This window comes from Actinomadura harenae (assembly GCF_003696215.1).
GTDB lineage: Bacteria > Actinomycetota > Actinomycetes > Streptosporangiales > Streptosporangiaceae > Spirillospora > Spirillospora harenae.
The window spans coordinates 118,796-134,060 of record NZ_RFFG01000002.1; the positions used below are offsets into that span (position 1 = coordinate 118,796).

A 15,265-nucleotide genomic window follows, 5' to 3' on the forward strand; every position below is an offset into this window, starting at 1 on the left:
TGAGGACAGCCGGGCCGAGGCTGAGCACGCACCGAAGCACGCCGCCCCCGCGCACCCACCGAAGCTGGGCCGCCGCGAACGCAAGCGCCTGGAACGCCTCCAGGCGGCGACCGCGGCCCAGGAACCGGCCGCTCTCCCGAGCATGCTCCCCAGCGAGACGGAAGCCGCCACCGAGCCCGCACCGGGGACGCCGTCGATCGACGCCCCTTCCGACGAATCCGCAGGCGAGACACCTTCCACGCCCGCCTCGCCTCGTCACAGCGCCACCAAGGGCCGCAAGCGGTCGAAGCGGGGCAAGAAGCCCGAGGCCGACAGATCCTCTCCGGCCTCCGCGACCACCTCCTCCACAACGGGAACCGAGTCATCCACACCTGAGGGACCGCCCCTCACCCCAACCGCATCCACCTCCTCCGGGGACGAAGCGACGGCGTCCGCGAGCACTCAGCCTGCGTCCGCGTCCGAAAGCGACGCGCCGACATCGGCTGACACCGCAGCCAAGGACGGCCTCACAGGCGGCGCCTCGACGTCCACCCCGGACAGCGGCGACTCGTCGGCCTCCGCCGACGACAAGCGCTCCAACGCGACCGGGACGGACGAAGGCAGAACCGCGCCTGGTGTGAGCGGAATCGGCGAGGGGTCCGGCTCGGGGGGACGCGGTGCGTCGAGCGGTGTGGACGACGGCCGTCGTGACCTGGCGGGTGCAGAGAGCATGGCTGCTGGGACGGCGGCCACTTCGACGTTGACCCTGCGACTGGACGTCGAGGCCGACGGCGACGAGGACAGTACCGACGCGCGCCGGAGGGAACGGTCGAGGGCACGGCAACGGGAGGCCGCCGCCGTCAAGCGGAGCCGTGCCGAGCTGCGCGGCGGGCACGCCAGGCAGAGCGGGCAGGAGCAGGCCGCCCGCGAGCACCGCGCGGCCCTCGTCACGATGGTGCTGACGCTGGGCATCCTGATCGCCGCCGTTGCCGTGACGGGCGGACTGATCGCGAACTCGATGCGGAACCGTCCCGTCGCCCTGGCCTCGCCGCTGCAGATCTTCCCGGTCATGCAGACGAGCCCGGGGGCGTGCCCGGCGGGCACGCAGGGCGTCAGCGGGCAGACCACCACGGGCCTGGTCTGCTACCAGCTCACCCAGGGCATGTCCATCCGCAAGGTCTCCGACCTGCGCGTCCAGCGCGGACGCACCGGCGGCGCCTACGACGTCGCGGTCACGCTGCGTCCCTCCGACCGGAAGGCGTTCGCCCAGCTCACCCGTACGACCGTCGGGCGGGACGTCGCGTTCGTCATCGGTAATCGCCTGATCACCGCTCCGCGTGTGGAGATGGCCATCACCGACGGCAAGGTCGTCATCACCGGCACGCCGGACCACGCCTCCGCCACCCGCCTGGTGCGCGACCTCAAGGGCCACTGACCCCGATCGTCCGGTCGACGTCCCGGAGCTGCCCGCTCGTACCGCCGGCTCATCCTGAGCTCCTCCCCTGTGCACTGATCGACGACTTCGTTCCATCGTCGCTGCGGGGGCGCGGGACCTCAAGACAATCCACAGACTGTGGATAACTTGAGGAGTGGCTGGGGAGAGAAGCGCTCTGAGCTGCCGGAATATCCAGATGGTCATTGCCTGGCACCACCTCGTCCAGTGGCCAGGTCAAGCAAAAGCCCGGAGCGGCGGACCGAAGGGTGCGGACGGTCCGCCGCTCCGGGGGTTTGAGAGGCCGGCTCAGGCCGAGCAGTCGGCGGCGGAGATGGTGGAGCTGGACGGCGGCGCCCTGAACCCGCAGTCCCGGGGACGGTGCGGGCTCTGCACCTCCAGCTCGATGGCCCTCCTGTTTAGGCGGCCGCGCTGAAGGTCGTGGCCGTCAAGAGCGCTGCAGCCCGTCCGCCCGGGGCGTCGGTGCTGCCCATGGGCCGCCCGCGCTCCCGTTCGCAGTCAACCGTCCGGCCTGCCGCTGACAGCGGCAGGCCGGACGGTGGCGGTGGGGGTTACGCGGTCGTGTTGGGGGTGGGGGCGGTCGCGGGGGTCGAGGCCGGGGCGTCCGTCGGGGCGGGGGACGTGCTCGGGGCCTGGTCGACGCGGCTGACGGAGCTGCGCAGCGGCAGTTCCTTCAGGAAGAGGACCACGACGAAGCCGACGAGCGCGACCGGAACGCCCACGAGGAACACCGTCTGCAGCGACTGGGTGAACGCCTCCAGGACGATCCCCTTGAACGGCTGCGGCAGGTGCTGGACGGCGTCCGGCGTGCCGAGCGAGGTGCCGCCGCCCGCCGGAGGTCGGACGTGCGCGGCGGCCAGGCCCTCGGTGAGGTGGTGCGTGAGCCGGTTGTTGAGGATCGCGCCGAACGCGGCCGTGCCGATCGCGCCGCCGAGGTTCCGGAAGAAGGAGACACCGGACGTGGTGGCGGCGAGGTCGGTGATCGCGGCGGCGTTCTGCGCGGCCAGGATCATGATCTGCAGGGTGAGGCCGAGGCCCGCGCCGAGCACCGCGATGTCCGCGCCGATGACCAGCTTGCTGGAGTCGACGTGCAGGCGGGACAGCAGGTACATCGAGCTCGCGACCAGCGCGAGGCCGACGACCGGGAACCACTTGTAGCGGCCGAGGCGGGTGACGACCTGGCCGGATCCGGTCGAGGTGACGAACATGGCCGCCACCATCGGCAGCGTCATCAGGCCGGACCGGGTCGGCGACATGCCCTTGACGATCTGCAGGTACTGCGGCAGGTAGATCATCGCGCCGAACATCGCGACGCCGACGGCCAGGGAGGCGATCGAGCAGAGCACGAAGGTCGGGTTGCGGAACAGCCGCGGCGGCAGGATCGGCTCGCGCGCCGCGCGCTCGGCGAACACCGCGCCGATCACCAGGACGACGGCGACGGCCGCGAGGAGGTAGGTCCACATGGAGCTCCAGTCGAACTCCTTGCCGCCCATGGTGAGGATCAGCATGACGACGGTGGCCGCGCCGGTGATGGTGAAGGCGCCGAAGATGTCGATGCGGGTGTCCCGCTTGATCTTCGGGAGCTTCAGGACCTTCTGCATGACCACGAGCGAGATGATCGCCAGCGGGACGCAGACGTAGAAGCACCAGCGCCAGCCGAGCCCGTCGGCGTCCACGATGAAGCCGCCGAGCATGGGCCCGGCGACGGTCGCGACGCCGAAGACCGCGCCCATGTAGCCGGAGTAGCGGCCCCGCTCGCGCGGCGGGACGACGTCGCCGAGGATGACCTGTGCCAGCGCGGACACGCCGCCGACGCCGAGTCCCTGGAACGCGCGGGCCGCGATGAGCTGGCCGATGTTCTGCGACAGTCCGGCGCCGACCGACGCCAGGACGAAGATGACCAGCGCCGACTGGAACATCAGCTTGCGGCCGAGGATGTCCGACAGCTTGCCCCACAGCGGGGTCGAGGCGGTCATCGTCAGCAGCGACGCGCTCGCCACCCAGGACAGCTGGTCCTGGCCGCCGAGGTCCCCGACGATCGTCGGCAGCGCCGTGCCGACCACCGACGTCGAGATCATCGTGGTCAGCATCGCGATCATCAGCCCGGAGAGGATCTCCAGGATCTGCCGGTGCGTGTAGTGCACCGGCGCCGCGCGCCCGGCCGCTGCCGCTCCCGGATTCTGCGGCACCATGCCAGCCTGAGCCACTCTGCCCCCATCCATCAATTACCTGTGTTTTGCATATATGTTATGTAGACGTCCGTTTACTTGCAACGCGGGGATACTGGAAGCGACCAGGATCACGTTGGAGCCGGGAGCGATGACCGACATCACCAGCAATCTGTCCGGCGGCGTCCGCCTCCCGCCCGCCGCCGTCGACGCCGACGACGAGTGCGGGGAGCACGTCGTCCGGAAACGAAACCGCGAGGCGACCGAGCGGCGCCTGCTGGACGCCGCGCGCGACCTGTTCGGCGAGCTCGGCTACGACGGGGTGACCGTCCGGATGATCGCCGCGGCCGCGGACGCGAACGTCGCGCTGGTCAACCGCTACTTCGGGTCGAAGTCGGCGCTGTTCGCGCGGGTCCTGGCGGGCGAGTCCGAACTGCGCGAGGTGATCACCGGGACGCCGGACGCCGCGCGGCTCCCCCGGCGGCTGGCCGAGCACGTCGCCCGGCAGACGCACCGGGTGCCGCCGAGTCCGCTCGTCCGGATGCTGGACCGCTCGGTCGGCAACCCCGAGGTCCAGCAGATCCTCCGCGAGCACATGGACGAAGTGCTGGTCAGGCCACTGATCGCCAAGCTCGACGGCCCGGACCCCCGCATCCGCGCCACCATGGCCGCCCTGGTCATCATGGGCGGCGGCCCGGTCCGGCGGATGCTCGACATCGGCGACCTGCGCTCCGCCGACCAGGCCGACCTCGTCGAACGCCTCACCGGCATGTTCACCGCCGCCCTCGCCCTCCGCTCCGACGACTAGGAAGCCGAGCCGGGCACCCGCACCGCGCGATCAACGCTGCGTCCGCGCCGGACCCCGCACGGACGGCTGGTGCCGAGCCGGGTACGCGTGCGGGCGGCGTGCGGGCGGCATGCGGGCTGAGCCGGACGGGCTGGTCGTCCGCGTGGGCGGCCAGGTGGCCGGGGCGGGTCCTGCCTGAGGAGGACGGTCCGGCCGGGGGTACGTCGACAGGCGCAGGCCGGACTGGACCAACGGCCGAGCGGCCGGCGCGAGCGGCCACGTAGTCTGCCGGATATGCGGGTGGGAGGGGGTTTCGTGCGACGCTGGGCGGCCATCGGAGGCCCGGGACGACGACGATGGGCGGCCGCCGGAGGCGTCGCGGCCCTGGTCGCCGCGTCCGGGCTGGTCTACGGGATCGGCGTGTCGGACGAGCGGGCCGTCACCTCGTCCGACCAGTGGATCTCCGTGGTGGACGGACCGCGCGACGACCAGCACGTCCGGCTGGACACCGCGTTCTACCGTCCGCCCGGCAGCGGGCGCGTCCCGGCGATCCTGCTCGGGCACGGGTTCGGCGGCACCAAGGACGACATGCGCGCCGAGGCACGGCGGCTGGCGCGCGACGGTTACGCGGTCCTGACCTGGTCGGCGCGCGGCTTCGGCCGCTCGACCGGGGAGATCGCGCTGGACTCCCCCGACTACGAGGTCAAGGACGTCCGGCAGCTGATCGACTGGCTGGCGCGGCGTCCCGAGGTCCGGCTGGACGGTCCGGGCGACCCGCGCGTGGGCATGACCGGTGAGTCCTACGGCGGCGCGATCGCGCTGATGACCGCCGGATACGACCGCCGGGTGGACGCGATCGCCCCGCGGATCACCTGGAACAGCCTGCCCGACGTGTTCTTCCCCAACGCGGACGGCCATGGCCCCGAGACCGGCGTCTTCAAGAAGCTGTGGGCCGGGCTCTTCTTCACCAGCGGCACGGGCGGCTCGGCCTGCGGCCGGTTCCTGCCCGCCCTGTGCACGATGTACCAGCGGGTCGCCGAGTCCGGGCGTCCGACGCAGGAGGCGGTGCGGATTCTGGCCGCGTCGAGTCCGGCGTCCGTGGCGGACCGAATCCGGGTTCCCTCGCTGCTCATCCAGGGACAATCCGACTCATTGTTCCCTCTGGACCAGGCCGATGCGAACGCGCGTGCGATCGCCCACAACGATTCGCCCGTGCGAACCGTTTGGTATCAGGGGGGACATGATGGCGGCGATCCCGAGACGAGCCGACTGGAGGGCTATGTACGCACCTGGTTCGATACCTATCTGAAGAACGGCACGGCGGCGTCCACCGCAGGCGGCACCTCACCGTCCGGCTCGAGCGGCGGCTCGGCATCCGGCTCGAGCGGCAGCGCGGCTTCCGGGACGAGCCAGGGCCCGGCGTTCGCTTCTCACGGCGGGTCGGGTTCCGGCTCGGGTGGGGGCGGTGAGGCGGGTGACGGGTTCACGGTGACGCGTGCGGGCGGCATCGACTCGTCCAGCCAACGCGTGGTCGTGCGCGCGGCGTCCACCAGGACGTATCCGGGGCTCTCGGCGAATCCGCGCACGCTGCCGCTGCGGGGTGCGGCGCAGACCGTCCACAACCCGGCGGGCGGTACGCCGGCGTCGATCTCCGCGCTGCCCGGGCTCGGTGGCCTGGACGCGCTGGGCTCGCTCGGCGGCCAGGTCCTGGGCGGCGGGAGCGACGGCGGCGGTGACAGCGGCGGCGGTGGTGACGGCGGCGGCGGTGGGGCTTCCGGGGGCGGAGGCGCGAGCGGAAGCGGAGGTTTCGCGCTGGACGTCCCCGGTCAGTCGGCCGTGTTCGACACGCCCTCCCTCACCGAGGCGGTCCAGCTCACGGGTGCGGCGTCCGTGCACCTCAAGGTCACGGGCATGCCGGCGGACGGCGCGTCGCTGTTCGCCAAGCTCTACGACGTCGCCCCGGGCGGGGGCGCCACCCCGGCCCGGCGGCTCGCCGCGCCCTTCCACGTGTCCTCACCGGACGACGTGACCGTGACGCTGCCCGCGCTGGACTACAGGTTCGAGGCTGGCCACCGCATCCGCGTCGTGGTGTCGACGACCGACATGGGCTTCGCGACGCCGCCCCAGCCCGCCTCGTACACGATCACGGCCACGTCGGGCATCACCGTCCCGTCCGTCCCGTCCCTGCGGACGCCGGGGGCGCCGCTTCCCGCCTGGGTCTGGGCCCTTCCCGTGGCCGCCGCCGCGATCGCCGCGGGAATCGTCCTCACCGGGCGCCGCAAGCCGGTCCTCCCGACACCTGCCACGGCCGCACCGGCCCCCGCGAAGCCGAATGGCCACCCAAACTCGGCGACCCACGCAAAGGAGCCTCTCAGCAGCACCGAAGTGAGCGAGGCCGCAGGAACAACCGGCGACGCGACGTCGAACGGCGACCACCGCACGCCTCAAGGCGTCAGCGTCGAAGCCCTCGAAGGCGACGCCAGTGCCGCGCCTCAGGCCAACGGTCAGGGCCAGGACGCCGCCGAAACAGGCCCGCACGCCCAGGAACAGGGCGCCGATGCCGAAGCGTCCTTCCGCGAAGCGTCGAGCCGTGGGGGGCCAGCGCCCGTCGACACAGCCGAGGGCGCGGCGCGGCGGGTCGTCCGCGCGGCGTTCGATCCGGAGCTTGCGGACGTGCCGTTGCAGATCAGCGGACTGACGAAGGCGTACGCGAACGGCTACCGGGCGGTGTCCGAGTTGTCGTTCCGCGTCGAGCGGGGGCAGGTGCTCGGCCTGCTCGGGCCGAACGGGGCTGGCAAGACGACGACGCTGCGCATGCTGATGGGGCTGATCCATCCGGACGAGGGCGAGATCCGGATCTTCGGGCACCGGGTGACGCCGGGCGCGCCGGTCCTGTCGCGGCTCGGGTCGTTCGTCGAGGGGCCGGGGTTCCTGCCGCACCTGTCCGGACGCGACAACCTCGACCTGTACTGGCGCGCGACGGGGCGTCCGGCCGGGTCCGCGTACCTCGAGGAGGCCCTGGAGATCGCGGACCTCGGCGCCGCGCTCGACCGGGCCGTCCGCACGTACTCGCAGGGGATGCGGCAGCGCCTCGCGATCGCGCAGGCCATGCTCGGCCTGCCGGACCTGCTCGTCCTGGACGAGCCGACCAACGGGCTCGACCCGCCGCAGATCCGGGAGATGCGCGAGGTGCTGGTGCGGTACGCCGCGTCCGGGCGGACCGTGATCGTGTCCAGCCACCTGCTCGCCGAGGTCGAGCAGAGCTGCACGCACGCCGTGGTCATGGCCGGGGGACGGCGCGTCGCGGCGGGCCCGGTCAGCGAGATCACCGGCACCGGGCGCCGCCTGGAGGACGCGTTCCTGGAGATCATCGGAGAGGGATCATGACCGGAACCGCACCCCTCAACGGCAAGGCCCCCTCCAGGCCCGAAACCACGGTCCCGGCCCTGCCGGAAAGCACGGGCTCGCCGCACGCGGCGGACGGTTCGTCCACCGGGTACGCGGTCGGGCGGACGCTGCCGCTGCGCGTGGAAGCGATCCGGCAGTTCCGGCGCCGCCGGACCCTGCTGGCGTTCGCGATCCTGCTCGTCCTCCCCTGGGTGCTGGTCGCCGCGTTCGAGATCGGCGGCGACTCGTCCCGGCAGGGCGCGCCCGGACTGGTGGACGTCGCGACCGCCGGCGCGCTGAACTTCGCGCTCTTCGCCCTGTTCGTCTCGGCGGGCTTCCTGCTGGTCGTCGCGGTGGCGCTGTTCTGCGGCGACACCGTCGCGAGCGAGGCGAACTGGTCGTCGCTGCGCTACCTGCTGGCCGCGCCCGTCCCACGTGCCCGGCTGCTCCGCCAGAAGCTGATCGTCGGGCTCGCGTACGCGACCGTCGCGGTCGTCAGCCTGCCGCTGATGTCGCTGGTCGCGGGCGCCGTCGCGTTCGGCTGGCACGACGTGCGGCTGCCGACCGGCGGCACCGTCCCGGTCGGCACAGCGCTCGGCCGGATGGCGATCGTCGTCGCGTACGCCCTGGTCAGCGAGCTGGTGGTGGCGGCCCTGGCGTTCCTGCTGTCGGTCCTCACCGACTCGCCGCTCGGCGCGGTCGGCGGCGCGGTCGGCCTGGTGATCGTCAGCAACATCCTGGACGCGGTGACGGCCCTCGGCGGCTGGCGCGACTTCCTGCCCACCCACTGGATGTACGCGTGGACGGACGCCCTCCAGCCGCAGATCCAGTGGACGGGCATGATCAAGGGCGCCGCGGTCTCGGTCGCCTACGCCCTCGTCCTACTCGCCCTGGCCTTCCGCCGCTTCCGCAACCGCGACATCGTCTCCTGACGATCCCTGGAGAAGACGCCCCCCCACTTCCGCACCCCTCGGCCCGGGCGATCCCGCCGCCACACAAAGCGCGACCTGCTTCCGCAAATTCGGTCGAACGGGCAGAGGGTGTCGCATAAGCTCATCGAACCTCACGCTCGGCGGCCACGTCGAACAAGGTGAGCGCGACATCGGCTCGATCGAACGGGTTAAACCCGGCCCGACGGGGGAGATGATCACCATGGCACGGCAGCAGCTCGTCAAACGCCCGCGACCCCCACGTCAACCGAGCCCGCTCGACCTCAGGACGCCCTCGGGCCGTCTCCTGCCGTACTGACCTCGCCCCTTCCGCTTCCGGCAGAACCACCCAGCCGAGCGCCGGATCCCCTCCCACCACGGGCCCCGGCGCTCCGCGGGCCCCTGTTCGCCGACAGCGAACACCCCCGCCCAGCCGCCCTGAACCAAGGCACGCGTGCCCGCTACGCCCCGTCTGTCCGTTCCAGCCGGGCCAGGAAGCGGTCCCGGTTCACCACGGCACGCCATACCCGCCCGCCGGCCAGCAGCGTCCCGTCGTCCCCCGTGGCCCGGACGTCGAACACGACCCGCCGTGCGTCCCTCTCGCTCAGCTCGGCGACGATCACCACCCGGGCTCCGACCGGGCTCGCCGCCAGGTGGTCGATCTCCACCCGCGTCCCGACCGACGTCTCGGCCACATCGAGCCGCCCTTCGAGCGCCCGCACCGTGGCGGCCTCGAACAGGGCCACCAGCCGCGGCGTCGCCAGCACCGGGACGTCCCCGGATCCGACGGCGATCGCCGTGTCCCCCAGTGCCACCTCGAGGTGCAGTTCAACCCGCAGGTCAGAATCCGTCATGGTCACAATGTGCCCGAAACCGCGTCCCGTCGAAGCACCGGCTCGCCTCGGACCATCCGGCCACGATGACTTTGCGCGGCCGTGAGATTACCCGCCCCGCCTTCGCCGCATCTTCCCCATTGACGGGGAGAGGAAGCGAGGCGCTCATGCTTCGCCGACGGCCCGGCAGGGAGGCGCGCTCAACCGGCCGCAGCCCGCGCCGGGGTCACCGCCGTCAAGGTGGCCGTCGCCGCGTTCCTCGCCCCACGCCGCCTCTTCGGGCTCGCGGATACCGCGCACGCGCACGAGGTCGTCCCCGTCCGGACGAGGGAAGGACGCGACGCACCTATGGCCCGCAACCGAACCAACCGGCAGGCCGGATTCAACTGGCCGCTGCTCCTGGGCGTCATCACCACACTGTTCCTGCTCTGGCTCTGGTGGTGGTCCGCCACCCAGGGCGGACCAGGCTGACCGAACCGATGTCGCCCCCGTCGAGCGACCACTCGACGGGGGCGCGACAGACCGACGTCCTCACTCCGCAGGGACGCGTCCCTGGCGCTCGTCGCCCGTGTCGAAGAACCGCGGCGCAGTGACGCTCTCCTCGTAGAGCCCCACCTCGTCGTCCGCCACTGGAACAGGCAACGAACCCCGTACCACCCCGACCTCTCCACCACGCCGCTCCCTCGCGAACGCGTATCGGCACTGACGTCCCGACGGCGGGACGGGTGGCCTGAGGTCATTCGGCGGGGGCTACGCCTACGGGGCAGGTCAGGCCGGTGCCGCCTAGGCCGCAGTAGCCGTTGGGGACCTTGTGGAGGTACTGCTGGTGGTAGGGCTCGGCGTAGTAGAAGGGCGGGGCCTTGGCGATCTCGGTGGTGATCTCGGGGTAGCCGGCGGCGGTGAGGGTGGGCTGGTAGGCGGCGCGGGAGGCCTCGGCCTGGGCCTGCTGGGCGTCGGAGTGGGTGAAGATCGCCGAGCGGTACTGGGTGCCGACGTCGTTGCCCTGGCGCATGCCCTGGGTGGGGTCGTGGGACTCCCAGAAGACCTTGAGGAGGGTCTCGTAGGAGACCTTGGCGGGGTCGTAGACGACGCGGACGGCCTCGGTGTGGCCGGTGTGGCCTGAGCAGACCTCTTCGTAGGTGGGGTTGGCGGTGTAGCCGCCCTGGTAGCCGGTGGCGGTGGTGATCACGCCCTCGGTCTCCCAGAACTTGCGTTCGGCGCCCCAGAAGCAGCCGAGGGCGAAGTCGGCGACCTCGGCGTGGCCGGGGAACGGCGGGGTGAGGGGGGTGCCCAGGACCTCGTGGCGGGACGGGACGGGCATCGACTCGTCCCGGCCGGGCAGGGCCTTCTCCGGGGCGACCATCTGGGTCTTCGCGAAGCCGAACATGCCTCCCAGACTACGTCCGCCTCGATCACACCGGAGGGGTGTCCTGTGTGTCCGGATGTGACCCCTTTCGCAGTACATCAGTGTCACCTAGATTGACTGCTTACGCCCTGATAACGTGCATCTTGTGGTCAACCGTTGCGGAATGGTATTTGGTGTCGCTGCGTACGTACTTTGGGGACTGTTCCCGCTCTACTGGCCTCTGCTGAAACCCGCGAACGCGGTGGAGATCCTGGCGCACCGCATCATGTGGTCGCTCGTCGCGGTCGCGGTGATCCTCGCCGCCGGACGCAACTGGGCCTGGATCCGGACGCTGAACCGGAGGACGCTCGGGCTCCTGGCGCTCGCGTCCGTGCTCATCTCGGTCAACTGGGGCACCTACATCTTCGCCGTGAACACCGGCAAGACGATCGAGGCGTCCCTCGGGTACTTCATCAACCCGCTGATCAGCATCCTGTTCGGGGTGGTCATCTTCCGGGAGCGGCTCCGCCTGTGGCAGTGGGTCGCGGTCGGCCTCGGGACGGCGGCGGTCGTCGTCCTGACGGTGGACTACGGACGGCTCCCCTACATCGCGCTGATCCTCGCGTTCTCGTTCGGCGTCTACGGGCTGCTGAAGAAGTTCGCGTCCATGCCGTCCGCGGAGAGCCTCGCGGTGGAGACGGCGGTCATGTTCGTCCCGGCGCTCACGGCGACGGTCGTCATGCAGGCGAACGGGTCGGCGACGTTCGCCCACCACGGCCCCGGGAACGTGGCGCTGCTCGTGGCGGCGGGCGTGGTCACGGCGATCCCGCTGATGCTGTTCAACGCGTCGGCCATCCGGGTGCCGATGAGCACGCTCGGGCTGCTCCAGTACCTCGCGCCGATCCTGCAGTTCCTCATCGGGCTGTACGTGCAGCACGAGGAGATGCCCGCGAGCCGCTGGGCCGGCTTCCTCCTGGTCTGGGTCGCGCTGATCGTCCTCACGGTGGACGGCCTGCTCACCGGACGCCGCGCCCGCCGCCTCGCCCGCCAGGGCGCCCCGGCCGCCGGACGCGAGCCGATCACCGAGCCCGCCACCTGACCGAACGTCCGACGCGACCCCGCCGTGCGACACGGCGGGGTCGTCGTTTACACGGTCCGGCGGCCGGGCGTTAGGGAAAACCCTGAAAGTTTCCTGAGGACTCTGCCAACCTTTCGTGCTTTAAACCTGTCTATAGAGTGAGATGCCCGCACCCGCTAGAGTGCGGGAGATCACATCGCGAGCCGTCCAGTGCCGCGATCGTCCACTCGAACCCCCGAGGAGCCCCGGGTTGCGTCTGCTCAGCACGGCCGCCGTCGGAGCGGCCATCGTCGGAGCCGGTCTGCTCGCCCCTGTCTCCGGGGAGGCCACGGCCGCGTCCCGCGACGTCGTCTTCAGCCCCACCGTCGCCCAGCCCGGACAGCACGTCCGGATCGACGTCCTGAAGTGCGCGGTCGGCAAGAAGCGCCACTGGGTGGGGTCGAAGGCGTTCGCCAAGGACGCCACGATCTACGGCAAGGGCTCCGACGGCCAGGCCAAGGTGATCGTGAAGCGCGGCCTGAAGTCCGGGAGCTACAAGGTGACGGCCCACTGCGGGAGCCGCACCCTGGTGTCCAAGCTGCGCGTCTCCAACAAGCCGTGGCCCGCCGTGATCCCGTCGCCGCTGACGCCCGGGGTCCGCTGAGCCCTGACGCGGGAGTCCGCGGACAAGGAAAAGGCCCTCCGAGGAGGGCCTTTCTCGTTTTCGCGGTCGTCAGCCGGTGCGGGAGACGACGTAGTCGCAGAGGCCGATGAAGGCGTCGCGCGCCGGGATGTCCGGCAGCGTGAGCAGGTCGGCGCGCGCGTCCTCGGCCCAGGAGCGCATGTCGGCGCGGGCCCGCTCCATCGCCGGGTGGGCGCGCAGGAGCACGAGCGCCTCGGCGTGCAGCGCGTCGTCGGTGAGGTCGGTGACCAGCAGCTCACGCAGCCGCTCGTCGTCCGGGCCGGAGCCGACGCCCTCGAGCACCAGGTGCATCGGCAGCGTGCGGATGCCCTCGCGCAGGTCGGTGCCGGGCGTCTTGCCGGACTCCTCGGTCTCGGACGCGATGTCGAGGATGTCGTCCGACAGCTGGAAGGCGATGCCGAGCTTCTCGCACGCGGACGTGATGCTGTCCACGACGGCGGGCGAGGCGCCCGCGAGCAGCGCCCCGAACTGGCCGGAGACGGCGATCAGCGAGCCGGTCTTGTCGGCCATGACCGCCAGGTAGTGCTTGAGCGGGTCCACGCCCTCGGCGGGGCCCACGGTCTCCTGGATCTGGCCGCGGACGAGGCGGGCGAACGCGCGCGCCTGGATCCGGACGGCGTCGGGGCCGAGGTCGGCCAGCAGGTCCGAGGCCCGCGCGAACAGGTAGTCGCCGGTGAGGATCGCGACGGTGTTGTTCCACCGCGAGTTCGCCGACGGCTGGCCGCGCCGCACGGTCGCCTCGTCCATCACGTCGTCGTGGTAGAGCGTCGCCAGGTGGGTCAGTTCGACGACGACGGCCGCCGGGACGACGCCCGGGGCCTCCGGGGAGCCGAAGTGGGAGGCGAGCAGCACGAGCATGGCCCGGAACCGCTTGCCTCCCGCGTCGACGAGGTGCTTGGAGGCTTCGGAGAGCAGCGGATCCTCGCCCCGCACGGAGGAGAGCAGCATCTCCTCCACCGCGGCGAGCCGCTCCCGCACATCTGAGGTCAGCCCTTCGGGCAGACCGAACGGAACGGCGCTACTCACCCAAACCCCCTACGGCGCACTACCGGACGAACATCTGTGTCGCGGCGTGTCCCGCCAGGTCCAGCATCGGCTGGGGCAGGACGCCGAGTACCACAGTAGCCGTCACGCCGAGCGCCACGGCAGCCGCGGTCATCGGGCCCGCGACCACGGTCGGGCCGTCCGCCTCGGGCTCGTTGAAGAACATCACCACGATGACCCGGACATAGAAGAACGCCGCGACCGCCGAAGACAGGACGCCGACGACGACCAGCGGGGTCGCGTGTCCCTCGACCGCCGCCTTGAACACCGCGAACTTCCCCGTGAAGCCGGACGTCAACGGAATTCCGGCGAAGGCTAGCAGGAAGAAGGAGAAAACGCCCGCCACCACCGGCGACCTGCGTCCCAGCCCGGCCCACCGGGACAGGTGCGCGGCCTCGCCGCCGCCGTCCCGGACCATCGTGATCACCGCGAACGCGCCGACCGTGGTGAACCCGTAGGCGACCAGGTAGAACAGCGCTCCCGCAAGGCCGTCCCGGTTCACCGCGATGATCCCGGTGAGCAGGAATCCGGCGTGCGCGATGGACGAGTAGGCCAGCAGCCGCTTCAGGTCGGTCTGGGTGATCGCGATGATCGCGCCCGCGACCATCGTGAGAATCGCCACACCCCACGTGAACGGACGCCAGTCCCACCGCAGCGTTTCGAACGCGACGTAATAGACGCGCATCACCGCGCCGAACCCCGCCACGAGCGTGCAGGACGCCATCAGCGCGGTGATCGGGGTCGGGGCGCCCTGGTAGACGTCCGGCTTCCACATGTGGAACGGCACCGCGCCGATCTTGAACAGCAGGCCGACCGACAGCAGCGCCACACCCGCGAGCATCAGCGTCTCGCTGCCGGCGTCCTTGCTGAGCTGCGCGGAGATGTCCGCGAGCCGCACCGAGCCGGCGTAGCCGTACAGCAGCGCCGTCCCGTACAGGAAGAACGCCGAGGAGAACGCGCCGAGCAGGAAGTACTTGACCGCGGCCTCCTGCGACAGCAGGCGGCGACGCCGGGCCAGGCCGCACAGCAGGTACAGCGGCAGCGACATGATCTCCAGCGCGACGAACATCGTCAGCAGGTCGTTCGAGGCCGGGAACATGAGCATGCCCCCGACCGCGAACAGCATCAGCGGGAACACCTCGGTCTGGGTGACCCCGGCCGCCATCGTCTCCTGCTCGGCCTCGGTGCCGGGCAGCGCCGCCGCCTGCGCGGTGAAGCTGCTGTGCTGCCGCTCGGCGATGAGCAGCAGCGACACCAGGGCGAGCACGAGGATGGTGCCCTGGATCAGCAGGGTCGGGCCGTCCACGCCGATCGCGCCCATGGCGGCCGCGTGGAACGGCTTGTCGCGGGCGGCCAGGCCGATCGTCCAGGCGAACGCGGCGAGCAGGCCGACCGCGGTGAGCGGCACCTGGACGTAGTACCGGGAGGCGCGGCCGATGAACGCCTCCACCAGCACCCCGGCGATCGCGACGCCGAACACGATCAGCATCGGGGCGAGCTGGCCGTACTCGATGTGCGGGGTGGGGAAGCTCTCCCCACCGGACGGGGCGGCCGCGAGTCCCGCGGCGACCAATGACACG

Annotated in this window: 12 protein-coding genes; 7 read left to right on the plus strand and 5 right to left on the minus strand. The window is 71.4% G+C overall.

Annotated features, from left to right (window positions below):
* The first annotated feature begins 739 nt into the window (after nt 1–739).
* Nucleotides 740–1,414: a SecDF P1 head subdomain-containing protein gene (locus EBO15_RS01695; RefSeq protein WP_122192490.1), complete on the plus strand. Its 675-nt coding sequence runs from the start codon at nt 740–742 to the stop codon at nt 1,412–1,414.
* A 569-nt stretch (nt 1,415–1,983) separates the two neighbouring features.
* Here the strand turns inward: EBO15_RS01695 and EBO15_RS01705 are convergent.
* Nucleotides 1,984–3,639, minus strand: coding sequence for an MDR family MFS transporter (locus tag EBO15_RS01705; protein WP_325051858.1), 1,656 nt, complete (start codon nt 3,637–3,639; stop codon nt 1,984–1,986).
* 112 nt (nt 3,640–3,751) lie between these two features.
* On the opposite strand from EBO15_RS01705, the gene EBO15_RS01710 reads away from it, so the two are divergent.
* From EBO15_RS01710 to EBO15_RS01720, 3 genes are all read left to right on the plus strand, one after another.
* Nucleotides 3,752–4,408 carry a TetR/AcrR family transcriptional regulator gene (locus tag EBO15_RS01710; RefSeq protein ID WP_122192493.1) on the plus strand — a complete coding sequence of 219 codons (657 nt, stop codon included), beginning with the start codon at nt 3,752–3,754 and terminating at the stop codon, nt 4,406–4,408.
* A gap of 294 nt (nt 4,409–4,702) precedes the next feature.
* On the plus strand, nt 4,703–7,774 hold the full coding sequence (locus tag EBO15_RS01715) for an alpha/beta fold hydrolase (protein WP_233615854.1): 3,072 nt from the start codon (nt 4,703–4,705) through the stop codon (nt 7,772–7,774).
* Complete coding sequence (locus EBO15_RS01720; RefSeq protein ID WP_122192494.1) at nt 7,771–8,706, plus strand: ABC transporter permease; 936 nt, start codon at nt 7,771–7,773, stop codon at nt 8,704–8,706. The genes EBO15_RS01715 and EBO15_RS01720 overlap by 4 nt, the downstream gene beginning before the upstream one ends.
* A 458-nt stretch (nt 8,707–9,164) precedes the next feature.
* Here EBO15_RS01720 and EBO15_RS01725 read toward each other — a convergent pair whose 3' ends face one another.
* A complete protein-coding gene (locus tag EBO15_RS01725; RefSeq protein WP_199744274.1) occupies nt 9,165–9,557 on the minus strand; it encodes a thioesterase family protein in 393 nt (130 codons plus the stop codon).
* Nucleotides 9,558–9,776: 219 nt separating this feature from the next.
* Between EBO15_RS01725 and EBO15_RS43505 the strand changes: the two genes are divergently transcribed.
* Nucleotides 9,777–10,007: a hypothetical protein gene (locus EBO15_RS43505; protein ID WP_147481346.1), complete on the plus strand. Its 231-nt coding sequence runs from the start codon at nt 9,777–9,779 to the stop codon at nt 10,005–10,007.
* Between the two features lie 265 nt (nt 10,008–10,272).
* Here the strand turns inward: EBO15_RS43505 and msrA are convergent, their stop codons facing one another.
* The gene (gene msrA / locus EBO15_RS01730) at nt 10,273–10,923 is read right to left on the minus strand and encodes a peptide-methionine (S)-S-oxide reductase MsrA (RefSeq protein ID WP_122192495.1); all 651 of its coding nucleotides are present in this window, start codon (nt 10,921–10,923) and stop codon (nt 10,273–10,275) included.
* Between the two features lie 142 nt (nt 10,924–11,065).
* Here msrA and rarD point away from each other — a divergent pair, with 142 nt between their 5' ends.
* Nucleotides 11,066–11,980, plus strand: a complete 915-nt coding sequence (gene rarD / locus EBO15_RS01735) for an EamA family transporter RarD (RefSeq protein ID WP_122192496.1) — start codon at nt 11,066–11,068, stop codon at nt 11,978–11,980.
* A gap of 229 nt (nt 11,981–12,209) precedes the next feature.
* Nucleotides 12,210–12,602, plus strand: a complete 393-nt coding sequence (locus EBO15_RS01740; protein WP_122192497.1) for a hypothetical protein — start codon at nt 12,210–12,212, stop codon at nt 12,600–12,602.
* 69 nt (nt 12,603–12,671) lie between these two features.
* On the opposite strand, the gene EBO15_RS01745 is transcribed toward EBO15_RS01740, so the two are convergent.
* On the minus strand, nt 12,672–13,667 hold the full coding sequence (locus EBO15_RS01745) for a polyprenyl synthetase family protein (RefSeq protein WP_378238715.1): 996 nt from the start codon (nt 13,665–13,667) through the stop codon (nt 12,672–12,674).
* A 19-nt stretch (nt 13,668–13,686) separates the two neighbouring features.
* Nucleotides 13,687–15,264 carry an NADH-quinone oxidoreductase subunit NuoN gene (gene nuoN / locus EBO15_RS01750; RefSeq protein ID WP_267898373.1) on the minus strand — a complete coding sequence of 526 codons (1,578 nt, stop codon included), beginning with the start codon at nt 15,262–15,264 and terminating at the stop codon, nt 13,687–13,689.
* Nucleotide 15,265 lies beyond the last annotated feature (1 nt).